Genomic DNA, 23,597 nt, shown 5'->3' on the forward strand with positions numbered 1-23,597 from the left:
CATGGTCGCTACAGTTCTCTTTTCCAGCCTTGTCCTGTTTCTCATCCTCAACGTTCCTGTCGGTATCGCCATTGGTCTGGCCTCTGCGGCCGCTGCGCTCGTTGCTGAAGCCCTGTCACCCAACTACATCACCCAGCAGTTGATTGCCGGTACCGACAGCTTTCCGATCATGGCGATCCCGCTGTTCATTCTCGCTGGCGACCTGATGGGCGCAGGTGGCGTTTCCCGCCGCATTCTGGATGTCGCAAACGTCTTCTTTGGCCGCGTGACCGGTGGTCTGGCCATCGTGACCGTTGCTGTTTGCATGTTCTTTGCTGCCGTTTCCGGTTCTGGTCCGGCAACCGTTGCCGCCGTCGGCTCCATGGTGATCCCGACGATGCTTGAGAAAGGCTATTCCAAGTCCTTCACTCTGGCACTCGTTGCAACGGCAGGCTCGATCGGTGTGATCATTCCTCCGTCCATCCCGATGGTGATTTTCGGGGTCGCGACCGGTACCTCCATTTCCAACATGTTCATGGCAGGTATCGTGCCGGGCTTCCTGATCGGCTTTGCCTTGATGGGCTGGAGCTACTTCTATGCCAAACGGTCGGGCATTGCCGGGATCGAAGGCTCGTTTGATTGCCGCGTCGCTGCCAAGTTGATGTGGGAAGCCAAATGGGCACTGCTCAACCCGATCATCATTCTGGGCGGCATCTATGCCGGTATCTTTACGCCGACGGAAGCTGCTGCCGTTGCTGCAGTCTATGCTCTGGTCTGCGGCGTGTTCTTCTATCGTGAGATCAGTTTGAAGCTCCTGATGAAGACCGTGGCCCGTTCCTGTTCGACCACCGGTACGACGATGGTCATTCTGGGCTGTGCCACGGCCTTTGCCAAGATCCTGACCATCGAGCAGATCCCGGTTCAGGTCGCCGATATGATGACCACCATTTCCGACAATCCGGTCATCATCCTGCTGATCATCAACGTTCTGTTGCTGTTTGTCGGCTGTGTCATGGACACCACTCCGGCAATTCTGGTGCTGTCTCCGATCCTCTTCCCGGTAGCAACCTCCATGGGTGTCGACCCGATCCACTTCGGCATCATCATGGTTGTCAACCTGGCGATCGGCTTCATCACCCCGCCATTGGGCATCAACCTGTTCGTGGCGGCCAGGGTCGGGAACGCGCAACTGGGCACCGTGGTCCGCGGTATTGTGCCATTCGTTGCCATTATGATCGTTCTCCTCATGATCATAACCTATATCCCCCCTGTATCGATCGGCATCTTCAGCTTGCTTGGTCGATGAAACCCGGAGCCCACTCCATCCTGCGGAGTGGGCTCTCCCCCTCTTTTTTCTCTTTCTCTCCTGCATTGTGAAAGTGTGAGCCATGGACTTTGAAAAGTTTGTCGGGCAGTGTCCCCTTGTCGCCATTCTGCGCGGTGTGACCCCTGAAGAAGTACTTGGAATCGGTCAGGTTCTGGTTGATTCCGGGTTCAGCATCATTGAAGTGCCGCTCAATTCACCCCGTCCGTTTGAAAGCATTTCCATCTTGCAGGAAAGCCTGGGGCGGCGCGCCCTGATCGGTGCCGGCACAGTTCTCAGCACCGAGGCAGTTGAAGGCGTTGCCGCCGCCGGTGGCAAGCTGATTGTCATGCCGCACAGCGACACCGAGGTGATCGCGCATGCCAAGTCCCTGGGGCTTTCCTGTGTGCCCGGCGTTGTGACGCCAACCGAGGCTTTTGCTGCGCTGAAGGCTGGCGCCGATGCCCTCAAGCTGTTCCCCGCAGAGATTGCTTCCCCTGCTGTCGTCAAGGCCATGCTGGCTGTTCTGCCGAAATCCACCCGTATCCTACCCGTCGGCGGAATTTCCCCCGAAACCATGGATGGCTATCTGGCAGCAGGGGCAGCAGGCTTCGGGCTGGGCAGCGCACTTTACAAGGCGGGCATGTCTGCGGACGAAGTGGCCGTCAATGCTGCCGCATTCATCAAGGCGCTCGAGACGCGCAAGGCCAAGGCATGAGCCTGACGCTTAATCAAATTCAGCCCGAAACGGACGGTCAGACCGAAAAGGAGTATTGCTCATGGTCATGATTACTGATGTTGTTGTAAAAGACATTCGCTTCCCCACCTCCCGCAATCTGGATGGTTCGGACGCAATGAACGAAGCGCCGGACTATTCGACCACCTATGTCATCCTCAAGACGGATCAGGGCGAAACGCTGACTGGCCACGGTCTGACCTTCACCAATGGTCGCGGCAATGATCTGGTTGTCGCCGCAGCCCGGACGCTGGCCGAGACCTTCGTCATTGGGCAGTCCCTCGATGACATTACGGCCGACTTCGGTCGCTTCTGGCACAAGCTGGTGGCAGGCGACTCCCAGCTGCGCTGGCTTGGCCCCGAGAAAGGCCTTGTTCATCTGGCAACCGCCGCGCTGGTCAATGCCCTCTGGGACCTCTGGGCCAAGTCGGTTGGCAAGCCTGTCTGGAAGTTGCTTGCCGACATGACGCCGGAAGAATTGGTGCGCTGCATCGACTTCACCTACATCGAAGATGCCATCACCCCTTACGAGGCTCTGGCTCTGCTCAAGCGCAAGGAAGCCGGTAAGGCCGCTCGCGAAGCCGAAATGTTTGAAAAGGGCTTTCCGGCCTATTCCACCGCAGCTGGCTGGCTCGGCTATTCGGAAGAGAAAATGCGTCGTCTGGCGCGCGAAGCGGTTGAAGGCGGCTGGACCCACCTCAAGCAGAAGGTTGGAGCCGATATCGAACAGGACGTTCAGCGCGCCCGTATTCTGCGCGAGGAACTGGGCTGGGATCGTCATCTGATGATGGATGCCAACCAGATCTGGGGTGTCGAGGAAGCCGTCGCCAACATGCGCCGTCTGGCCGAGTTCGATCCGCTCTGGATCGAGGAACCCACCAACCCGGACGACATTCTGGGCCATCGGGCAATCCGCGAACAGATCGGCACGATCGGTGTGGCAACCGGCGAGCATGCCCATAACCGGGTCATGTTCAAGCAGTTCTTCCAGGCCGAAGCCTTCGACTTCTGCCAGCTCGACCCGGCCCGTCTCGGCGGTGTCAACGAAGTGTTGGCCGTGCTGCTGATGGCTGCGAAATACGACATTCCCGTCTGCCCGCATGGCGGTGGGGTAGGGCTCTGCCAGTATTCGCTCAACATCGTGCTGTTCGACTATATCGCGGTTGCCGGTAGCCTCGAAAACCGGGTGCTCGAATATGTCGACCACCTGCACGAGAATTTCGAGGAGCCACTGACAGTCAAGCGCGGTCGCTACTATCCGGGCACCATGCCCGGCTATGGTGCAACCCTGAAGGCCGAGTCTCAGGAACGGTTTGCCTTCCCTGATGGTGTCGAATGGGCCGACTATCAGTAGCACTATCGATGGCCGTGCGCTGACATCTGACCGGTTTGCGGCCCTGACACGTGTCATGGATGAAACAGGATGAATCAAGGAGAACGCCAGAGATAAGCCTCTGGCGTTCTCTTATGTTTATGGGGCTGGATGATGATGGTCACGAGGTGGCTTTCAGGCAGGGCTTCCCGCCCGGGCACGCCTTGACAGACCCGGTATACCTGCTAAACCTGTCGACCCAGATACACCTTAAATGCTTTTCTTTTTCATGGCGCTCCGCTTGCCAAAAGGCGGCTCGATCTGACCGCGCCATCTCGCAACACTGAATTCGGAGAACTCGATGTCTATCCCATCCTGGAGTGAACTTGCACCGCAACTGGTTGACGTGGCCATGGGACGACGAAGTGCTGACAGCGTGGTCCGCAATGGCCAATGGGTCAACGTCCATACGGGCGAAATCATCGCGGGCATTGACGTGGCCATTTCGGGCGGTCGCATCGCCTATGTCGGTGCCGACGCCAGCCACACCATCGGTGAAGAGACCTCTGTCATCGAAGCCAATGGCCGCTATATGGTTCCCGGCCTCTGCGATGCGCACATGCATGTGGAGAGCGGCATGATCACCGTCAGCGAATTCGCCCGTGCGGTCATCCCCCACGGTACCACCTCGATGTTCATCGATCCGCATGAAATCGCCAATGTTCTGGGGCTCAGGGGTGTGCGTGTCATGCATGACGATGCGGCGAGCCTGCCCATCAACGTGCAGGTTCAGGTGCCTTCCTGTGTGCCGTCCGCTCCGGGGCTGGAAAATGCCGGGGCTGAAATTACCGTTGAGGATGTCAGGGAAGCGCTCACCTGGCCGCAGATCTGCGGTCTTGGCGAGATGATGAACTTCCCTGGCGTTGCCATGGGGGACGCCAAGATGCTTGGCGAGATCGCCGCAACACAGGACGCAGGCAAGACCGTCGGCGGCCATTTCCCAGCGCTCGATCTGGGCCACATGTTCCACGGCTATGTGGCTGGTGGCCCGGCGGATGATCATGAAGGCACCCGCAAGGAAGACGCGATCGCCCGCGCTCGTCAGGGCATGCGCCCGATGCTGCGCCTTGGTTCGGCCTGGCACGACGTGGCCGAACAGGTCAAGGCCATCACCGAGGACGGGATTGATCCGCGCAGTTTCATCCTCTGCACCGATGACTGCCACTCCGGCACGCTGGTCAATGATGGCCACATGAACCGGGTGGTTCGCCACGCCATTGCCCAAGGGCTGAAACCCATCACCGCCATCCAGATGGCAACCCTCAACACTGCCCAGCACTTCGGCATGGACCGCGACATCGGTTCCATCACGCCGGGCCGTCGGGCCGATATCATCCTGACCTCGGATCTGCCAAGCCTGCCGATCGAGACGGTCATTGCCCAAGGCGTGGTGGTCGCCGAGAATGGTGAGCTGTTGATCGACATCCCGCCGGTCAACTATCCCGACTTCTGCATCAACACCGTCAAACTGGGCAAGACCCTCACTGCAGCCGATTTTGATATCCCGGCACCATCTGGTGCCAACGAGGTCCGCGCCCGGGTGATCGGCGTCATCGAGAATCAGGCCCCGACCAAGGCACTGGAAGCATCGCTGCCGGTGGAAGATGGTCTGGTGCAGATGGATGGCAAGGCCGATGTCTGTCAGATTGCGCTCGTCGAACGCCATCGGGCGACCGGCGGTGTGGTCAACGGCTTCGTTTCCGGTTTTGGCTACAACAAGCCTTGTGCAGTGGCGTCCACCGTGGCCCACGACAGCCATCACATGATCGTTGTTGGCACCAACAAGGAAGACATGGCGGCAGCCGCCAACCATCTCGGGGTCGTTGGTGGCGGTGTCACGGTCTTTTCCGAAGGCAAGGAACTGGCGACCGTCGAACTGGCCATTGCCGGTCTGATGTCCGTTGAACGGGCCGAGATCGTTGCCGCTAAGGCGATGAAGATGGTCGAGGCAATGGTGGCCTGCGGCTGCACCCTCAACAATGCCTATATGCAGCACTCGCTGCTCGGGCTGGTGGTCATCCCGGAAATCCGCATTTCCGACATGGGCATCATCGATGTGACCAAGTTCGAAAAGGTCGATCTCTTCCTCTAGGAGCCTCAGGCATCAGGGGCAGGGCTCTCGGGCTTAGTTCCAGACCTCTGGCCCCAGACCTAGCCCCAGACTGCGAGGCTGACGATGCCTCCCACGAGGATGGTGGTGAGGGTGACCGGCCAGCCGACCAGAAAGAACTCCCTGAAGCGATAGGGGCCGAGCGCATAGGCCAGCGTATTGTTGTGATGACCGAACGGCGTGAGGAAATCACATGACGCGCCTATGGCCACGGCCATCAGTAACAGCGACGGCGGCACGTCTGCCGTCCGGGACAGCTCGATGGCAAGCGGCGCCAGCAGCACGGCGGTCGTCGCATTGTTGACGAAGGGTGTGATGAGCACCGCAAGCCCCAGCATGAAGAAGGCCAGCAAGGCGGCAGACGAGCCCGGCAGCAATCCGAGCAGCCCATGGGCCAAAGCCGTCGCCGCGCCGGTGCTCTCGACCGCGCCGCCAAGGGGCAGCATCGCAACCAGCAACAGGATGATGGGCCAGTTCAGCCGCGACAGCGCTTCTCTCAGATCCAGCGCTCCGGTCAGCAGATAGCAGACCAGCACCAGCCCGTAGGCGATTTCAGGCGGGATGCCGCCAAAGGCTGCGGCCAGCAAGCCGCCAATGAAGAAGACAAGAGCAGGGATGCTGCGCTGGAAGGTGGCAAAGCTGGTTCCGCTGGTTGCCACCTCGACAAGCCCCGTGTTGGTGATCGCATCGTGCACGGCCTGCCCCTCGCCCTCAAGATGCAGGATATCGCCGACCGACAGGCGGAATTCGTCCAGCCCGCCTTCCAGCCGCGGCGATTGGGTGGACACCCCGATCACCCGCACAGCCTGCTCGGGAAATTCGGAAATGTTGCCAAGGACCGTTCCCTGCAAGACGCTGTAGGGCAAGACTACCGCCTGCGCCTTGATGACGTCTGACCCAGGCGCACTGGCATGTCTCATATGGAGGGAGCGGGCTGGTATCAGTTGCCCCTCGGCAAAGGCCTCGCCGAGCAATGTGCCATCGGCGACGAGCAGAATGCGGTCATCGGCTAAGAGCGGAGTATCTGGACGCAGGGGAAACAGCCGCCGCCCCTGCCGCTCGACACTCGAAATGACGCCGCCGGTCATGGTCTCGATTGTCTCCGGCGTGGCTCCCCCCTTGCTGGCAAGGGGGGCGAAGACTTCAGTTGCCACCATCTGGCCGACGAAATTGTCCTCCTCTCCGTCAATTTCGCTGTAGCCGCCGAGCTTGCGGGGTGCCCACCAGCCAACCACCAGAAGACCGGCGGCGGCAATGGCCAGCCCCGTGGGCAGGAAGTCGAGAAAGGCAAAGCCGGTGCCGGTAGCACTCTCCAGTGCCTGACTGACCACCAGATTGGGAGGCGTACCCACCACGGTGCCCATGCCGCCGATGAGGGTCGCAAAGGCAAGCGGCATCACCAGCAGGCGCTGGTCCAGATGCATTCGGCGGCTGAGCGAGAAGACGACCGGCAGCATCAGCGAGAAGGCACCGATGTTGTTCATCACCATCGACAGGGCAGCGCCTGTCGCGCAGACAGCCAGAATGATGCCGCCTCTGGTGCGGAAATGACGGCTCAGAAAGCGACCCACCCCGTCAAACAGGCGGCTTGTCTGAAGCACCTGGACGATGAGCAGGATTTCAAGCACCGTGATGACTGCCGGATTGGCGAGCCCGGAAAAGGCCCGGTCAAACGGCACCAGCCCGAGCAGAACACCCGCAGCAAGCCCCGCGCAGGCCATAAGCTCGATGCGAAACCGATCCATCGCAAACAGCACGAGCAGACAAATGAGCAGTCCGAGAATGAGAAGCTGATCGACAGACACCTTCGTTGCAACTTTCCTATCGACATGCCCGGGAGAGAAGAGCGTTCGGGCATGTCGAGTTTAATGGATTGGCAGCGAAAGTTCGAGCCCTATGAAACCGAAGGTTCATAGTGTCGCAGAGTACCCCCCGCCGCCGACCGCGGAAAGACGAGCTTGGCCCCGACAGTTTCCGGGCGGGCCTGCTCCTTGTCGCCCGTCGGGAACAGGGTCCAGACCTTTGGCCGGAAGAAGACAACCTGTTTCTGGGCAACGGGGTGCTCAAGCGGCACGTCGATCTCCACATGGCGGTTGGACTGCCCGACCGACAGCTCCAGACGGCGGGTCCCGGCCAACCGTCGGCTGCCGATCACCCGGGCCGCAAGGCACCGGCTGCCCTCCGGGGCGATCTCGACCTGATGTGGACGGAAGAACAACAGCCCTGACCCTGCTCTGTCACTGGCAAGGCCGGTCGGACAATCGTCAAACCAGATCTGGCCATTCTCCACCCGCACCGGCAGTTCGGACGATTCCCCAATAAAGCGGTGCACAAATGGCACTGCGGGGTGATCATAGACCTCGTCCGGGGTGCCGATCTGTACGATCTGGCCCTCATTCATCACCACCACCCGGTTGGCCAGTTCCAGCGCCTCTTCCTGATCATGGGTGACAAACAGGGTGGTGTAATGGGTCCGCTCGTGGATTTCGAGCAGCCAGTGGCGCAGGTCTTTGCGCACTTGTGCGTCCAGCGCCCCGAAGGGCTCGTCAAGCAGCAGCACCTTGGGCTCGATGGCCATGGCACGGGCAAGGGCGACGCGTTGGCGCTGACCGCCGGATAATTGCTGCGGGTAGCGGCCTTCAAGGCCGGAAAGCTGGACAAGGGAGATCAGATCCAATGCTCGCCTCTCGATCTCCTGTTTCGAAGGGCGGCTGTGGCGGGGCCTGATGGTCAGGCCAAAGGCCACATTTTCCAAAACGGTCATGTGTCGGAACAGGGCATAATGCTGGAAGACAAAACCGACCTGCCGTTCCTGAACGCTTCTGCGCGAGGCCTCCTCGTCGCCAAAGAACACCGCACCGGCTGAAGGAGTTTCCAGCCCGGCGATCAGCCGCAACAGTGTGGTCTTGCCCGAGCCGGACGGGCCGAGCAGGGCAACCAGTTCCCCGGTCTCGATGGAAAGGGACACGTCTCTCAGAGCAGCCGTGGCGCCAAACGCCTTGCTCACATTTTGAATTCCAAGATCCATGACAGACCTCCTCTCGCAATGCCTTGAGGCAGTTGGTGATCAATCGGCAAACCGAAGCTCGATTGCTGTTTTCAGAACAAGGGTGACAAGAGCGAGCCCCACCAGCAGCGAGGCTACGGCAAAGGCGGCCGCAAAGTTGTATTCGTTGTAGAGAATTTCGATATGCAGCGGCATGGTGTCGGTGAGGCCGCGAATATGGCCGGAGACAACGGAAACCGCCCCGAATTCCCCCATGGCGCGGGCGTTGCAGAGCAGAACACCATAGAGCAGGCCCCAGCGGATGTTGGGCAGCGTGACATGGCGGAAGGTCTGCCAGCCGCTCGCCCCGAGACTGAGCGCAGCCTCTTCATCACTTGTGCCCTGATCCTGCATCACCGGAATGAGCTCGCGCGCAACGAAGGGGAAGGTCACGAAGATGGTGGCCAACACGATTCCCGGCACCGCAAACAGGATCTCAATGCCATAGCTCTTCAGCCATGGCCCCAGCAGTGACCCCGACCCGAACAGCAGCACATAGACCAGCCCGGAAATGACCGGCGAAACAGAGAACGGCAGGTCGATGAGCGTGATGAGGAAGGCCTTGCCGCGAAACTCGAACTTGGCAATCGCCCATGCGGCGGCAATGCCGAACACCATGTTGAGCGGCACTGAAATGGCCGCGACAAGCAGCGTCAGGCGGATGGCCGCCAGAGCATCCGGCTCGATGATTGCTTCCCACCAGGCCCCGACGCCATTGCGGAAGGCTTCGGAGAAGACCGCAAACAGCGGCAGGAACAGGAAGAAGGCCAGAAACAGCAGCGCAACCGCTATGAGCCAGCGCTGGACAGTTGGCGTCTCGGTGAGGGCCGAGCGCAGCATGATGGCATGATCGGTCATGATCCGTATCTCCTTCGGCTCCAGCTCTGGATGAGGTTGATCAGCAGCAGCATCAGGAACGAGATCGACAACATGACCACACCCACGGCGGTGGCGGCGGCATAGTTGAATTCCTCAAGCCGGATGACGATCAGCAGCGGCGCAATCTCCGAGAAATAGGGAATGTTGCCGGCGATGAAGATCACCGAGCCATATTCGCCGATGCCCCGGGCCAGCGCCATGGCAAAGCCGGTGAGAATGGCCGGGAGCAAGCCGGGCAGCAGCACCCGCACCACGATCTTCAGCCGGGAGGCGCCGAGGGTCGCAGCCGCTTCTTCCACTTCCCGGTCCACATCAGCCAGCACTGGCTGAACCGTGCGCACGATGAATGGCAGGCCGACGAAGACGAGAGCGACCACGATCCCTGCGGGGGTGAAGGCAACCTTGAAACCCAACCCGGCAAGCTGCGCCCCGATGATGCCGTTCGGGGCATAGAGCGTGGCCAGCGCAATGCCAGCCACAGCGGTTGGCAGGGCAAAGGGCAGATCGACCACTGCATCGACAATCCGGCGACCCGGGAAGCGATAGCGCACCAGCACCCAGGCCACCACCAGCCCGAAGACCGAATTGATGAGGGCCGCCAGCAGGGCACTGCCAAAGCTGACCTTGAGGGCCGACAGGGTGCGCGGGTCGCTGGCCAGTGACCAGAAATCCTGCCAGCCGAGGGTTGATGAGCGCCAGACCAGTCCCGAAAGCGGGATCAGGATGACCAGCGAGAGATAGCAGACCGCAAAGCCGAATGTCAGCCCAAAGCCCGGGATTACGCCCGGCTCGCGGAAGCGCCATCTGCTACTGCTAACAGCGGCAGTCATGTCAGTGCCCCGGTGTATAGATCTGATCGAAAATGCCACCGTCCCCGAAGAAGTCCGGTTGCGCCTTTTTCCAGCCGCCGAAATCATCAACGGTGACCAGCGTCAGGTCGGAGAAGCGTTTCATGTCCTCCTTGTCGGCAAGGTCGGGCTTGTAGGGGCGATAATAGTGTTTGGCAGCAAGGCGCTGGCCTTCGGCGCTGTAGAGCGCATCGAGATAGGCGCGGGCCAGAGCGCTTGTACCCTTGGCCTCCGCGTTGCCCTCAACCATCGCGACAGGTGGCTCGGCCTTGATGGAAATGGAGGGAGCCACGATCTCGAAGGAATCCGGCCCCAGTTCCTCCAGCGCCAGAAAGGCTTCATTCTCCCATGCCAGCAGTACATCGCCGATGCCGCGACGGACAAAGGTGGTTGTGGCACCGCGGGCACCGGTGTCCAGAACCGGCACATGGGCAAACAGGTCCGAAACATAGGTGCGGACCTTTGCGTCGTCGCCGTTATAGGTATGCTCCGCCCATGCCCAGGCAGCCAGGAAATTCCAGCGGGCACCACCGGAGGTCTTCGGATTGGGCGTGATCACCTCGACGCCATCGCGCACGAGGTCAGCCCAGTCGAAAATACCCTTTGGGTTGCCTTTGCGAACCAGAAAGACGATGGTGGATGTATAGGGAGCGCTGTTGTTGGGCAGCTGTTCGCGCCAGTTGGTGGCGATCTTGCCCGTCTTTTCAGCGATTGCGTTGATGTCGGCTTCCAGCGCGAGGGTCACGACATCCGCTTCCAGCCCGTCAATCACGGACCGTGCCTGCTTGCCGGAGCCGCCATGCGACATGCGAATGGTGACGCGGTCGCCGGTGTTGGCCTTCCAGCTTTCAGAGAAATACTGGTTGAATTCCTTGTACAGCTCTCGGGTCGGATCATAACTGACGTTGAGCAGCATGATATCCTTGGCGGCTACCGGGGCGGCGAAGCCTATGGTCATGGCCATTGCGGCGGCCGCGGTGATACTTCGAAGTCGTTTCATGCTCGGTCCTCCCCTTAGGATGTTTAATACCTTAATCTCTATCTATTTGGTAGAGATTGTCAAGATAATTGTCCGAGGGTAGAAAAACCGTCATGCAGTCAAGGGGATACCTTCATAGTCGGGAGAGGCGATAGCGTCGGCAATGGTTGTCTTGTCAAGGATTTCACGGGTCGCATCGGCAACCCTGGCAAAGACCTGACGGATTTCGCAGGAGTTCTCGTCGTCGCAGCCGTCGCATTTGCGATAGGCCATCTTGCTCAGGCAGGGCAGCGGCGCAATCGGGCCGTCGACAATGCGCAGCACTTCGCCAAAGGTGATTTCGTCGGCGGATTTCAGCAGCAGATATCCGCCCATCTTCCCCCGTCGGCTTTGCACGATGCCATGGCGCTTGAGGTCGAGCAGGATCTGTTCAAGGAATTTCTTCGGGATATTCTGTCCACTTGCGATGTCCGAGATCAGGGAAATCTCCTCGTCTTCGGACCGGGCAAGAGCGATCAGGGCTCTGAAGGCATATTGGGCTTTTTGCGATATCATGATCACGATGCTCCTGCGGGCTCAACTCTCCGGACAGGCCTATCACGCCCGCGTTCGGAAAGGTAGCGCTTCAATCTGCTTAAATCTATCTGGTAAGTCGTGTTTCATGTCAATTTTCATGTCAATGGGGCAAAAAAGCGTGCGATCCATTGAAAAAATGCAGCAGGCCGGCCCTTTTCGGTTCAATCCGCAAGGTCTGACAGTGTGGCTACGTTGTTCGTTGCGTTCCATGTCATCCAAAATCCCAACTTGTGTGACAGACAGATGGGGCCATAATGGGCCGCATAACAGGGCATCCCTCATGCCGACCCGTTTCAAACCATCCATTCCCTTGCAAAGGAAAACCAATCATGTCGCATCCTGCTGTTGTTAAAGGAAATGTCGCAGTTGTTACTGGCGGGGCGAGTGGCATCGGTCTCGCTGCCGCCCATCATTTTGGTGCCGCCGGAATGAAAGTGGTGATCGCCGATCTGCCCGGCGAGAAGCTGTACGAGGCAGAGGAAATCCTCAAGGCTGTGGGGATCAAGGCGCTGGCTGTCGCCATGGATGTCACCAAACTCGATCAGGTTCAGCATGCCAAGGAGCTGGCTGATGAAATGGGGACCGTCTCGGTTGTCATGTCCAACGCTGGCAGGGAAGGGGGCGGCGATCTGTTTGCCGGTGAGCAGGTCTGGCGCCAGACGCTGGAAACCAACTTGTGGGGCGCCATTCACATCACACAGCAGTTTCTGCCCGACATGATGGCATCTGAAGAGGCGGGCGCCATCATCTACACCGGGTCAAAGCAGGGCATCACCCTGCCGCCGGGCGATACGGCCTACAATGTTTCCAAGGCCGCCCTGCGCGCTTTTGCCGAGTCGGTTTCCAACCGGCTAGTCTCCGATGTCGGGGATCGGGTGACTGCCCATCTGCTCATTCCCGGTTTCACCTACACCGGCTTCACCCAGGCCAAGGGCGTTTGGGAAAAACCGGAAGGGGCCTGGACGGCTGATCAGGTTGCCGACTTCATGATGGCTGGTCTTGGGGCCGGGGATTTCTACATTCTCTGCCCGGATAACGAGGTTGACCGGGCAACCGATATCAAGCGCATGACATGGGGCATGGGGGACATCATCGAAAACCGTCCGGCCCTGTCACGCTGGCACCCCGATCATGCTGACGCCTTCAACGCCTACATGAAGTCTGGCAAATAGCTACAGGCAAGAGGAATGCTCGCTTTGCCGCAAGGCCGAAGCGGGCTATTGCGACCGCAACAGGGTGTTCTGGTCGATCATGTGCTTTTGCGTGATGAGGCAGGCCGCCCCGCCGAGGATGCGCGCCTTGCGCCCCACATGCCCGACGTCGATCTGGGGCATGGTCACACCTTGCAGATCGCTGATTTCCATCTGATGACGGAACGCCTCGACCAGCCTCAGCTTGATCGCCTCGGGGAAGGCGCCTTCGATGACGACCCCTTCAAAGTCGATGACCGCCAGCGCCGAAACCGTGGCATGCGCCAGATTGTGTGCCGCCTGTTCGATCCATTCGGACAGAAACGGCTCCATCTGGCTCCAGTCGGCTGTTTCCTCATAGATAGCCAGCGGCTCGCGCTGCTGGGCCAGTAATTGATGCTCCAGCACAACCAGTGACGCATGGTCCACCAGCCTGTTCTTGCCGTCCTTGTCTGGCACACGCATCGGCCCGAAGCCACCGGCGTTGCCCTTGCGGCCGGAAAAGACACTGCCATTGAGCACGATACCGCCGCCAACGAAGGTGCCGATGAAGAAATAGATCCAGTCCTGCATGGTGCTGCGGGAACCGAACACCAGTTCGGCCCGACAGGCTGCGGTGGCGTCATTTTCCAGCACCACCTCCCAGGGCACCAGCGCTTCCAGCTCGGCGACAAGGTCGAATGTCCGCCAGGCATTCATCTCTTCGCGCGGGGCGTCGAACTCGCTGGTCCAGCTCCAGATCTCAAACGGCATGGCAATCCCCATGCCTGCGATATCACCGCGCTTCTGTTTGGCCGAGCGCAGCACCACTGAGAGGTTGTCCTTGAAAAAGGCCAGCACCGATTGCGGCGTCGGATAGGCAATGATCACCCGGCGGGAAGCCTTGATCTGCCCGACAAAATCGATGACCGCCAGTTCCATGCTCCTGCGTCCGACGGCGAGCGCGACATAGTGCCGGACCTCGGGGTTGAGATGCATCGGCGTTGACGGCTGGCCGATCCGTCCGCGGATCGGTTCGTCGCGCAGGATGAAGCCTTCCTCCTCGAGCGTACGGAAGATGGTCGAAATGGCGTTGGGAGACAGGCCGGTTGCGCGCGTCGCCTCGGCTTTCGTTACGGCGCCCTGATCCCTGATCAGCTGCAGAACCAGCCGCTCGTTATAGCTGCGGATGGCAATCTGGTTGGAACCCTTCTGCAAGGTTTGCCGGGGTGCGTCTTGGAATGTCTTTGTCATGGGCTCGCGGATGGTTCGCAGTTCGGTCGGCCCTTCGGCGGGGCGGGGGAGGGCCTGTTTGCCGCATTTTAGAAACCCGACCGTCACTTCGCAAGGCGCAATAGCGGTCAATGCTCCCATTGTCTTATTAATTCATTAGGAAGTATTTATTGACAGAAGTTTGCCCAAAGAGGTACCCATAGTTGGGCGGCTCGCAAGAGGGGCCGCAGGGAGGAAGCTTCGAAGCGAGATTTCAAGATATGGACTGATTGTGCCATTCGAGGCTTTTTGCCCATGGAGGAGACTTCTGTTGTCGGGGTTGGGGGACCTTGCTCCGGACAGCGGAAGATTGAGGCAAATAGAACCCGGAGTTCACTATGAAATATCTCACTACACTGGCAACGGCCGCACTGATGTCTGCTGGCCTGTCTGTTGCCGCGTCTGCTGCAGACACCTCGGTCTGCCTGATCACCAAGGACGCAACCAATCCGTTTTTCGTCAAAATGAAGGAAGGCGCTGAAGCCAAGGCCAAGGAACTGGGCGTTGAACTGCGCAGCTTTGCCGGCAAATATGACGGTGACCACGAGACCCAGGTTTCGGCTATTGAAACATGCATCGCCGCTGGCGCTGGCGGTATCCTGCTGGTTGCTACCGATTCCAAGGCCATTACCGGTCAGGTGAAAAAGGCACGCGACGCCGGTCTGGTGGTGATCGCCCTTGATACACCGCTTGACCCGATGGATGCTGCCGACATGACCTTTGCTACGGACAACTTCCTGGCCGGTCAGTTGATCGGTGAATGGGCAGCCAAAACCATTGACGATCCGGCCAAGGCTCTGATCGGTCTCATCAATATCAACGTGACCCAGCCATCTGTGGGCGTTCTGCGCAATCAGGGTTTCCTTACCGGATTCGGCATCGACATCGGCGACAAGTCCAAATGGGGTGACGAAACCGACAGCCGTATCGTCGGTCAGGAAATTGGCAACGGCAACGCTGAAGGTGGCCGCAAGGGCATGGAAAACCTGCTGGCGATCAACCCGGATATCAACGTCGTCTATACCATCAACGAACCGACCGCAGCCGGTGCCTATGAAGCTCTGAAGGCTCTGGGCAAACAGAATGACGCTATCATTGTTTCGGTCGATGGCGGTTGCCCGGGTGTTGCCAATGTGGAAGCCGGGATCATCGGCGCAACGGCTCAGCAATATCCGCTTGATATGGCGGCAAAGGGCGTCGAAGCCATCGTGAAAGCCGTCAAGACCGGCGAAATGCCGAAGGCGACCGAAGGCAAGAGCTTCTTCGACACAGGCGTTGGCCTTGTAACCGACAAACCGGTCAAGGGTCTCAAGCAGCTGACGGTTGAAGAAGGCAAGAACCTCTGCTGGGGTTGATAGCTTCCCGAAGTGTCCAACGCGGAACGCCCGTGGCGGCGTTCCGCTCCCCTGTTTCCATTAGGAATGCGATCTCATGACTGATGCACCAGGCTCTGTCGACACGCGCTTGCCAGAGCAAGAGACCGTGGCGGAATTCGACAGTTCCCACAAATCGACCTTTCATCGCTTGCTGGGGTTTCTTCAGGCGACCCCGTCGGCCATCCCGCTGTTCGTGCTGATCACGGCGATCATCGTCTTTGGCATCCTGAACGGCCACCGCTTCTTCTCGCCCTTTGCGCTGACACTGATCCTGCAGCAGGTGGCGATTGTCGGTATCGTGGCCGTGGCCCAGTCTCTAGTCATCCTGACCGCAGGCATCGACCTGTCGGTTGGTGCCATTGCCGTGATGTCTTCGGTCATCATGGGCAAATTCACATTCGATCTTGGCATGCCGCCTGAGCTGGCCGTTCTGTGCGGTCTGGCGACGGGGCTGTTCTTCGGCACGGCCAACGGCCTGCTGGTCGCCTATGTCAAGCTGCCCCCCTTCATCGTGACGCTGGGCATGTGGCAGATCGTGCTTGCAGCCAACTTCCTCTATTCCGGTAGCGTGGTCATCCGCAGTGAAGAGATCGCCCAGCGCGCGCCGATCCTGCAATTCTTCGGTCGCACCATCGAGGTTGGCGGGGCTATCTTCACCTATGGCGTCATCCTGCTGCTCCTGCTGGTGCTGCTGATGTCCTACATCCTCAGCCAGACCGCATGGGGCCGCCATGTCTATGCGGTGGGGGATGACCCCGATGCCGCCGAGCTGTCCGGCGTCAAGGTCAAGGCAACACTTGTCTCGGTCTATGCCATCGGCGGGTTGATCTGTGCCTTTGCCGGTTGGGCGCTTATAGGCCGTCTCGGGTCGGTTTCGCCACAGGCAGGCCAGCTCGCCAACATCGAAAGCGTCACCGCGGTGGTCATCGGGGGCATCTCGCTGTTCGGTGGCCGCGGATCGGTGGCCGGAACCCTGTTCGGCGCCCTGATCGTCGGTGTCTTTACGCTCGGTCTGCGCCTGCTCGGGGCAGACGTGCAATGGACCTATCTGCTCATCGGTGCGCTCATCATCTTTGCCGTCACCATCGACCAAACCATCAGGAAAGTGAGCCTGTGATGACCAGTCCCATTCTGACCGCTCGCAAACTCAACAAGCGCTATGGTCGTGTCGTGGCCATGGAAGACTGCGACTTCGACCTGCTGCCCGGCGAAATTCTCGCCGTGATCGGCGACAACGGCGCCGGAAAATCCACCCTCATCAAGGCCCTGTCCGGGGCTTTGAGACCGGACAGCGGCGAAATCCGGCTTGACGGCAAACTGGTGCATTTCTCCTCGCCCATTCAGGCGCGGGAACACGGCATCGAGACTGTCTACCAGACTTTGGCCCTGTCTCCGGCCCTGACCATTGCTGACAATATCTTCATGGGGCGGGAGATTCGCAAGCCTGGCATCATGGGCAGCCTCTTCCGCCAGCTCGACAAGAAGAAGATGCAGGATTTTGCCCGCAACAAGCTCTCGGAACTGGGGCTGATGACCATCCAGAATATCGCCCAGACGGTGGAAACCCTCTCCGGTGGCCAGCGGCAGGGTGTGGCGGTGGCAAGGGCCGCGGCCTTTGGCACAAATGTCGTCATCCTCGATGAACCAACTGCCGCGCTCGGCGTCAAGGAAAGCCGCAAGGTGCTGGATCTCATCAAGACCGTGAAGAGCAAGGGCATTCCCATTATTCTCATCTCTCACAACATGCCCCATGTCTTCGAGGTTGCCGATCGCATTCATGTGCATCGATTGGGCAAGCGCCTTTGCGTTATCGATCCCAAGGACTATACGATGTCGGATGCGGTAGCCCTGATGACTGGTGCGATGGCGCCGCCAGATCAGGAGGTTGCGGCATGAGCAAAGCGGGACTGGAACAGAAGACGACCGAGGTCTGCGATTTTGTTGCCAGTCGCATGCACCCATCTGGCCGAACCGTCATCGCCATTGCCGGGGCTCCGGCCTCCGGCAAGTCGACGCTGGCCGCCAGCGTGGTTGAAAGGCTCAATGAGGGCCGCCCGAAGCAGGCGCCCCGCGCCGCTCTGTTGCCGATGGATGGCTATCATCTGGACAACCGGATCCTTGAGGCCCACGGTCTGCTGCCGCGCAAGGGTGCGCCTGAAACCTTCGATGCGATCGGCTTCTGCGCGGCGGTCAGGGGGCTTGCCACGTCCGGCCCGGCGACCTATTTCCCGAGCTTTGATCGCAGTCTGGATCTGGCTGTCGCTGGCTCCATCGAGATTCAGCCAACAACGCCGATCATCGTGGTGGAGGGCAACTATCTACTGCTCAGGACGGAGCCATGGAATGCGCTGGCGGACTGGTTCACCGCGAGCGTCTTCATCAATCCCGGCCTTGATGTTCTGACCCAACGGCTCAACGCCAGATGGCTGAAATACGGGCTGGACCCGGAAGCTGCTGCAAAGAGAGCCGAGACCAATGATCTCGTCAATGCCCGTCTTGTTCTCGCCGAGAGCATCGCGGCTGATCTGGTGCTGGAAGACTAGTCCGACGCTCTGGGGTTCTATGTGGGGCATAGAAACTTTATGTGGGGGCACAGAAAAAGGGTGATTGCGTGGGATCGCAATCACCCTTTTTCTTTATGCATTCTATGCGCCGGTATTGGTTCCTGGAACCAAAAGCAGTCTTCGCCTTGGACGGATGTTTTAGGCAGCGATGCGTGTCTTTACTGCTGTACGGGATTTCGAAGCGTGTTTCATGGTGTGGCCGCTATTGCTTTTGAACAACAGCGACAGGAGGAAATGGAACTGTTTTGATCGCTCGAAATGCCCACGCGCTAGAGCGTTGCTAATTTCGGAATGGGTCAAGTTTCTCATTTTCTAATCCTCTACCAACGGAAAGTGGGAAGATATATTCCGTTTATAGCCTATATATTAGCATGTATGTTTTGGAATTTGAAGAGGATGGAAGTCTACGTTCCGATATTTGGTTTAAGAAAGACTATTTTGTTCGTTTCGATAAGGTGGCACGCCTTTTGAGAAACGAAATGATTTCCCGGCTGGCCAATCATGCGTATTTCTTTCCGTTCAAGGCAAAGCCGATTGTGGATTAATCCGCACAAACACGCATGGCAGGAATGAATTTTCTGAACAGAACAGGGTGCGGAAGCATGGCCACAGCTGGCCCGCTGTGCTCAGCGAAGGGTCACGACACCGCGGGCAGCAAGATCGGCAATCTCGTCGGCGTCAAGCCCCAGCGCCTCCGAGAGGACGGCGGCTGTGTCCTCGCCCAACAGGGATGGGGGCCGAGCCTCTGCCGGGCCCATGCCATCAAAGCGGATCGGGCCGCGCACCAGCCGCATCTCCCCCGTTTGCGGATGGGATACCCTTTCGACCAGTCCGTTGTCGGCGACGTGGGGTTGATCGAGCGATTGGGCAATGTCGAGAATGGGCGCACTCGGCACGTCAAAGGCTTCGAGCCGGTCAAGCCAGTAGCCGGTCGTATCTTGCCGCATTCTGGCTGAGATGGTTTCGTCCAGAACATCCCGGTTGGCGAGCCGGTTCTCATAAACTGAGAAGCGTGCATCCTCCAACAGGGCCTCAAGTTCCAGACAGCTGGCAAAATTCTGCCAGAACCGCTCGGTGAGGCAGGCGACGATGACATGGCCGTCAGACGTTGGAAAGGAGCCATAAGGCACAATGCTCGGATGGCGCGTGCCGACCGGTTGCGGGCATTGGCTGGTCACAAAATACATCTGTGACAGATAGCCCTGCATGGCAATGAGGCTGTCGAGCATGGCGATTTCCACATGCCGCCCGATACCGGTCTGGCTGCGCTCATGCAGGGCGGCCAGAAGCCCGAACAGGGAAAAGAAACTGCCCGCCATGTCCCCCATCGGCAGGGCAAGCTTGTTGGGGGCCTGATCCGGTTCGCGGTTCATGTGCATGACCCCTGACAGCGCCTGCACCACGATGTCGAAGGCCGGTTTGTTGCCATGGGGGCTGTGGGTGCCAAAGCCCGTGATAGAGCAATAGATCAGCCTGTTGTTTTCACCATACAGCGTGTCGAAATCGAGCCCCAGCCGCTTCATGACACCGGGGCGGAAATTCTCCAGCAGGATATCGCTCCGACGGGCGAGCCTTTTGGCGATCCCGCTTCCCTCTGACGACTTGAGATCGAGGCAGATGCTCTTCTTGTTGCGGTTGATCGCCATGTAATAGTGGCTCTGACCGTTCTGGAAGGGGGGAAAGTGGCGGGTGTCATCGCCGCCCGTGAGCGGTTCGACCTTGATCACCTCGGCCCCCAGATCGGCCAGCACCATGGAGGCATAGGGTCCGGACAGGATCCGCGAAAAGTCAAGCACCTTGATCCCCGCCAGCGGTGCGGCATGGCCGGAACTGCTTTGGGTCTGTGTGCTGCTTTGGGGCTGCGTAGGGTTCGGTCCGGTTTCCGTCACGGGTCTGCCTTTCTGTCGAGCCACTTCAGTGGTTTCTGCCGCTGCCCAAAAGAGCCCTGTTTCAGGCTGCAAGGGTCAACGCCCAGGCTCAGCAAGCCGGGGGTAGAAGATAACCCGTATTGCCGCTCGCACATCCCGTCATTTGGTCGTAGCAAGACATCGGTTTGCCTATGGACGATGTCATCGACGCACTGGACTTGCACCGGCAGCAGCGTATACCTTGTCCCTGCAGGCATTCTGCCTGCGGAAGGCTCATTTCCGAGCCCTTTTCGGTTATCCCGTCTTGACTGATACGCTGTTTCTGTTGCTCGCCGCTTTCATGGTGGGCCTGTCCAAGGGCGGACTGGCGTCTGCTGCGGCGATTGCCGTGCCGATGCTGGCGCTGTTCATGAATCCGGTAAAGGCAGCCGCGACGCTGCTGCCGGTCTACATCATCACCGACTGGATCGGGGTGTGGCTCTACCGGCGCAATTTCTCGCGCCGCAATGTTGCCATTCTGGTGCCGTCGCTGCTGTTTGGCGTCTTCATTGCCACGATTATCACGCCCTATACGCCCGAGGCTGTGCTGCTGATCTTTACCGGTTGCATCGGCCTGTGGTTCTGCGCCCGGGCGTGGCTCAAACGGAAGGACGAGGGCAAGGCGGAAGCGCACATCCTGCCCGGAATTTTCTGGGGTACGCTCACCGGCATTGCCAGTTTCATCACTCACTCCGGCGGGCCTCCGTCTCAGGCCTATCTGTTGCCGCAGAAGCTGCCCAAGCTGGAGTTTGCCGGAACCATTGCGCTGACCTTTGCCGTTGGCAATCTGGTCAAGCTGCCCGCCTACTATGCGATCGGACAGATGGAAGGGCTCAACTGGGGCCTCATAGCCCAGCTGGCTGCCGCCGGTATCGTCGGCACGCTGGTTGGGCGCTATCTCACGCGTATTCTGTCCGAAGCGATCTACATGCGGGTGATCCAGATCTTGCTCTTTGCACTGTCCTGCATCCTGTTTGTTCGTGGCATGATGGAGCTGACATCGGGTGCTTGACGACTGATGGTGCTGCGGATTGGTAACCGGGGGAGCTCAGAAGCCGCCCCCGGTCTTGAAGCCACCGCCGCCTCCACCGCCAAAGCCACCGCCGGTTCCAAAACCGCCTCCACCACCGAGACCACCGCCTCCGAGGCCGCCGCCGAAACCACCACCGCCTCCGAAGCCTCCTCCGAAACCGCCGCCGCCGCCAAATCCACCGCCAAAGCCGCCACCACCCCGGCGCGAACGGGAAGACCGTCTCTGACCCTGCCGATAGCCACTGCGCAAGGCATCTCGGAGCTCGCGGGATGATAGTGCCCCGCCGACAATCCCGCCGATGATGTCACCAATCAGTCGGTCGTTGGCAAATCCGCCGCCCATGCGGTCATAGCCCACGCGACGGAATTCATTGGCCGAGCGTTCGAGTTCTGTCCGTTTGCGGGCAATGTCGATGGCGGTTTGCCGGGCCTCTTCAATTTCCTGCTGCTTGCGTCTCATCGCCTTGTCAAGCTTCTGAAGCTGCAGCACGATGCGTTCATCCGCCGTGGTCGGCGTCTCAAGTGCATCACTGAGAAGATCACGGAGGTCCTGACGCTGCATCGACGCGGCAAGGTCGGCAAGCGCCTTGGCGAGCGAGGACTCGGAACTGTCGGCAAGCAGGTCCGCCCGCTCCTTTTCCAGTGCCTGATCGCGGGCTTCCAGCGCGGCGATTGTTTCATCCGCAGTCTTCAGCTTGGCGACGGCCGCCGCATAGGCGCTTTCCTTGTCAACGATGCCATCCTCTTCCAGCGCAGCGCGCTCAAGCGCCACCAGCTTTGCCTCTTCTTCCTGCAACTCGGTTTTCAGCCGCTCAGCATGTTCACGCAGACGTTTCGGGATTTCCGTGAGGGTGAAATAATTCTGTCGGGCTGGCTCATAATTGACGACGCGGGCGACATAACCGTCCCCCATCCGGATGATGCTGCCAGCCGAGTATTTCGAGGTGCCATAGCCACGCTGCCAGAGATAGACAAACAGCTTGTCGGCAAGATAGGGCTTGGACTTCTCTTCGCAATCTGCTTCCGATTGGCTGGCCTTTTCGTCGGCTGCATGCATCCGTGCTTCGGCGCCGGTTACCCGGGCCTCCTGCGCCTGCCATTCGAGATTGTCGGCCATCCGGCTTTCAGTGGCTTCCTGAAGTGCGCTGATGCCGCCTGCCGCATCGGCAACCGTGCCGGACAGTGCAGTCCGGTCTGCCCGTGCCGCAGTCAGATCGGCGGCCAGCGTTTCGCGCTCTTTTGCCAGATCGGCGAGCTTGTCTTTCTGCGCGTCAAGCGCCGAAAGGGCCTTGCGCTCGGCACTATCCAGCCGACCGACAACCTGATCCTGCTGCAGGATATCAAGGCGCACCTTGGCGAGGGATTTGTAGAGCGCGGCCTGCTCTGTCTGCAAGCTGGCCAGTTCCCCGGAGGCGGCTTCGACAATCCGGGTCATGTTGTCTTCGTCATTGCGCAGGCCTGCTCCGGCCTGTTCGATGGAGTTGAGGGTATCGAAAACGCTGATCATGACAAACCTACCACTCGGTTATCGCGCCACCGGAGACGCGCATGGAATAGACGGGATCGAGTGCGCCTCTCGGCTTGGACGCCAGAATGTTGTTTTGCAGGATGCCGTCGTCCATCTTGTCGTCACGAACAGCATTGTAGGTCGCTTCCGGCACCCGCACGCCCCATTTCTTGACGATTTCGGTCTTGTTGGTTTCCTCATTGAGGATGGGGAAAGACAACAGCGCGCCATTTGCCGCAACCGCCTCAACGATCAGATAATAGTTGCGGGCACCGCTGTTGACATCGGGCACACGGAACACGCCGCTGCGCTCGTTGGCCCCGGTCACGATCCGAAGGTCATAGGTCTGCACCAGCTCCTGCCGCACCGTCTCAAGCGAGGCGATGGCGACTTTCGCCGCCGCCGCATCCGAGCGGGCCAGTGCCGATGTGGCATCGGCCTGCAACTGGCCGATACGCTTGCGTGCCCCGTCGGTATTGGCCTCGGCAATAGCGGCCTTGGCCGCTGCCGTGACCTGTTCCGGCAGGGTGACGGTCAGTTCGACCCGGGCCACTTCCGCCGCCCGTTCTGCCGACGTCTGCTGCCAGACAGACCAGCCTGTCCAGACGAAGGCGAGAAGGACCAAAACCCCTATTCCGGCTGCAATCGCCCCGCGCTTGATCCACAATCCGGCCAGCGTGCGAGAAAACCCCGCCGGGGTCGGCTCATAGGTGAAGCGACTTTCCTTGAGAGCCTTGATGCCCTCTTCCAGAATGCGGTCGGAAACCGTGAGACCCTGGCTTTCATAAAGGCTGCGCAGTCTCTCCTTCAGGACGTCATCACGACCGTCCTGAGCCAGTTCCCGCAAGGCGACATCTTCATGGTGCCGGAGGGTGTCCACGACATCCATGGCCAGCATGACTTCGTCAAGGGCTGGCGCAGAATTGGTTTTGGTCATCTCGG

General features: G+C 59.6%; 20 protein-coding genes. 10 read left to right on the forward strand and 10 right to left on the reverse strand.

The features are described 5' to 3' along the window. The first annotated feature begins 1 nt into the window (after window position 1). The 4 genes from DSL70_RS16690 to ade all read left to right on the forward strand — a co-directional run bounded on the left by DSL70_RS16690 (window position 2) and on the right by ade (window position 5,482). Window positions 2–1,285, forward strand: coding sequence for a TRAP transporter large permease (locus DSL70_RS16690; protein WP_119309091.1), 1,284 nt, complete (start codon window positions 2–4; stop codon window positions 1,283–1,285). 82 nt (window positions 1,286–1,367) lie between these two features. Next, window positions 1,368–2,000 carry a 2-dehydro-3-deoxy-6-phosphogalactonate aldolase gene (locus DSL70_RS16695; protein ID WP_119309092.1) on the forward strand — a complete coding sequence of 211 codons (633 nt, stop codon included), beginning with the start codon at window positions 1,368–1,370 and terminating at the stop codon, window positions 1,998–2,000. A gap of 61 nt (window positions 2,001–2,061) precedes the next feature. Continuing rightward, window positions 2,062–3,372 (forward strand): enolase C-terminal domain-like protein, encoded by a 1,311-nt coding sequence (locus DSL70_RS16700; RefSeq protein WP_119309093.1) that lies wholly within the window; start codon window positions 2,062–2,064, stop codon window positions 3,370–3,372. Window positions 3,373–3,691: 319 nt separating this feature from the next. After that, complete coding sequence (gene ade / locus DSL70_RS16710; protein WP_119309095.1) at window positions 3,692–5,482, forward strand: adenine deaminase; 1,791 nt, start codon at window positions 3,692–3,694, stop codon at window positions 5,480–5,482. A gap of 59 nt (window positions 5,483–5,541) precedes the next feature. Here the strand turns inward: ade and DSL70_RS16715 are convergent, their stop codons facing one another. The 6 genes from DSL70_RS16715 to DSL70_RS16740 form a co-directional block, all read right to left on the reverse strand. Further along, window positions 5,542–7,305 carry an SLC13 family permease gene (locus tag DSL70_RS16715; RefSeq protein WP_119309096.1) on the reverse strand — a complete coding sequence of 588 codons (1,764 nt, stop codon included), beginning with the start codon at window positions 7,303–7,305 and terminating at the stop codon, window positions 5,542–5,544. Between the two features lie 89 nt (window positions 7,306–7,394). Continuing rightward, window positions 7,395–8,528, reverse strand: coding sequence for a sulfate/molybdate ABC transporter ATP-binding protein (locus tag DSL70_RS16720; RefSeq protein ID WP_119309097.1), 1,134 nt, complete (start codon window positions 8,526–8,528; stop codon window positions 7,395–7,397). Between the two features lie 39 nt (window positions 8,529–8,567). Then, window positions 8,568–9,404 carry a sulfate ABC transporter permease subunit CysW gene (cysW, locus tag DSL70_RS16725; RefSeq protein ID WP_119309098.1) on the reverse strand — a complete coding sequence of 279 codons (837 nt, stop codon included), beginning with the start codon at window positions 9,402–9,404 and terminating at the stop codon, window positions 8,568–8,570. Further along, window positions 9,401–10,255, reverse strand: coding sequence for a sulfate ABC transporter permease subunit CysT (cysT, locus tag DSL70_RS16730; protein ID WP_119309099.1), 855 nt, complete (start codon window positions 10,253–10,255; stop codon window positions 9,401–9,403). The genes cysW and cysT overlap by 4 nt, the downstream gene beginning before the upstream one ends. 1 nt (window position 10,256) lies before the next feature. Beyond that, window positions 10,257–11,237 (reverse strand): sulfate ABC transporter substrate-binding protein, encoded by a 981-nt coding sequence (locus tag DSL70_RS16735; RefSeq protein WP_245418254.1) that lies wholly within the window; start codon window positions 11,235–11,237, stop codon window positions 10,257–10,259. Between the two features lie 126 nt (window positions 11,238–11,363). Next, complete coding sequence (locus DSL70_RS16740) at window positions 11,364–11,807, reverse strand: RrF2 family transcriptional regulator (RefSeq protein ID WP_119309101.1); 444 nt, start codon at window positions 11,805–11,807, stop codon at window positions 11,364–11,366. 350 nt (window positions 11,808–12,157) lie between these two features. On the opposite strand from DSL70_RS16740, the gene DSL70_RS16745 reads away from it, so the two are divergent. Further along, complete coding sequence (locus DSL70_RS16745; protein WP_342635293.1) at window positions 12,158–13,000, forward strand: SDR family NAD(P)-dependent oxidoreductase; 843 nt, start codon at window positions 12,158–12,160, stop codon at window positions 12,998–13,000. Window positions 13,001–13,045: 45 nt separating this feature from the next. On the opposite strand, the gene DSL70_RS16750 is transcribed toward DSL70_RS16745, so the two are convergent. Further along, entirely contained in the window at window positions 13,046–14,251 is a 1,206-nt protein-coding gene (locus DSL70_RS16750; RefSeq protein WP_162916818.1) for an ROK family transcriptional regulator, read from the reverse strand. Between the two features lie 356 nt (window positions 14,252–14,607). Here DSL70_RS16750 and DSL70_RS16755 point away from each other — a divergent pair, with 356 nt between their 5' ends. From DSL70_RS16755 to DSL70_RS16770, 4 genes are all read left to right on the forward strand, one after another. Further along, window positions 14,608–15,624: a substrate-binding domain-containing protein gene (locus tag DSL70_RS16755; protein WP_119309103.1), complete on the forward strand. Its 1,017-nt coding sequence runs from the start codon at window positions 14,608–14,610 to the stop codon at window positions 15,622–15,624. Window positions 15,625–15,700: 76 nt separating this feature from the next. Further along, window positions 15,701–16,762 carry an ABC transporter permease gene (locus tag DSL70_RS16760; RefSeq protein ID WP_119309104.1) on the forward strand — a complete coding sequence of 354 codons (1,062 nt, stop codon included), beginning with the start codon at window positions 15,701–15,703 and terminating at the stop codon, window positions 16,760–16,762. Then, entirely contained in the window at window positions 16,759–17,541 is a 783-nt protein-coding gene (locus DSL70_RS16765; RefSeq protein ID WP_205563303.1) for an ATP-binding cassette domain-containing protein, read from the forward strand. The genes DSL70_RS16760 and DSL70_RS16765 overlap by 4 nt, the downstream gene beginning before the upstream one ends. After that, a complete protein-coding gene (locus DSL70_RS16770; RefSeq protein ID WP_119309105.1) occupies window positions 17,538–18,188 on the forward strand; it encodes a nucleoside/nucleotide kinase family protein in 651 nt (216 codons plus the stop codon). The genes DSL70_RS16765 and DSL70_RS16770 overlap by 4 nt, the downstream gene beginning before the upstream one ends. A 647-nt stretch (window positions 18,189–18,835) precedes the next feature. Here DSL70_RS16770 and DSL70_RS16775 read toward each other — a convergent pair. Then, window positions 18,836–20,098 (reverse strand): CaiB/BaiF CoA transferase family protein, encoded by a 1,263-nt coding sequence (locus DSL70_RS16775; protein WP_119309106.1) that lies wholly within the window; start codon window positions 20,096–20,098, stop codon window positions 18,836–18,838. Between the two features lie 283 nt (window positions 20,099–20,381). Between DSL70_RS16775 and DSL70_RS16785 the strand changes: the two genes are divergently transcribed. Next, a complete protein-coding gene (locus DSL70_RS16785) occupies window positions 20,382–21,128 on the forward strand; it encodes a sulfite exporter TauE/SafE family protein (protein ID WP_119309108.1) in 747 nt (248 codons plus the stop codon). A 36-nt stretch (window positions 21,129–21,164) separates the two neighbouring features. Here DSL70_RS16785 and DSL70_RS22305 read toward each other — a convergent pair whose 3' ends face one another. Both DSL70_RS22305 and DSL70_RS16795 read right to left on the reverse strand, forming a co-directional pair. Then, window positions 21,165–22,655 (reverse strand): coiled-coil domain-containing protein, encoded by a 1,491-nt coding sequence (locus tag DSL70_RS22305; protein WP_162916820.1) that lies wholly within the window; start codon window positions 22,653–22,655, stop codon window positions 21,165–21,167. Window positions 22,656–22,662: 7 nt separating this feature from the next. Continuing rightward, the gene (locus DSL70_RS16795; RefSeq protein WP_119309109.1) at window positions 22,663–23,592 is read right to left on the reverse strand and encodes a DUF6384 family protein; all 930 of its coding nucleotides are present in this window, start codon (window positions 23,590–23,592) and stop codon (window positions 22,663–22,665) included. Window positions 23,593–23,597 lie beyond the last annotated feature (5 nt).

The sequence above is a fragment of the Cohaesibacter haloalkalitolerans genome (assembly GCF_003574655.1).
GTDB lineage: Bacteria > Pseudomonadota > Alphaproteobacteria > Rhizobiales > Cohaesibacteraceae > Cohaesibacter > Cohaesibacter haloalkalitolerans.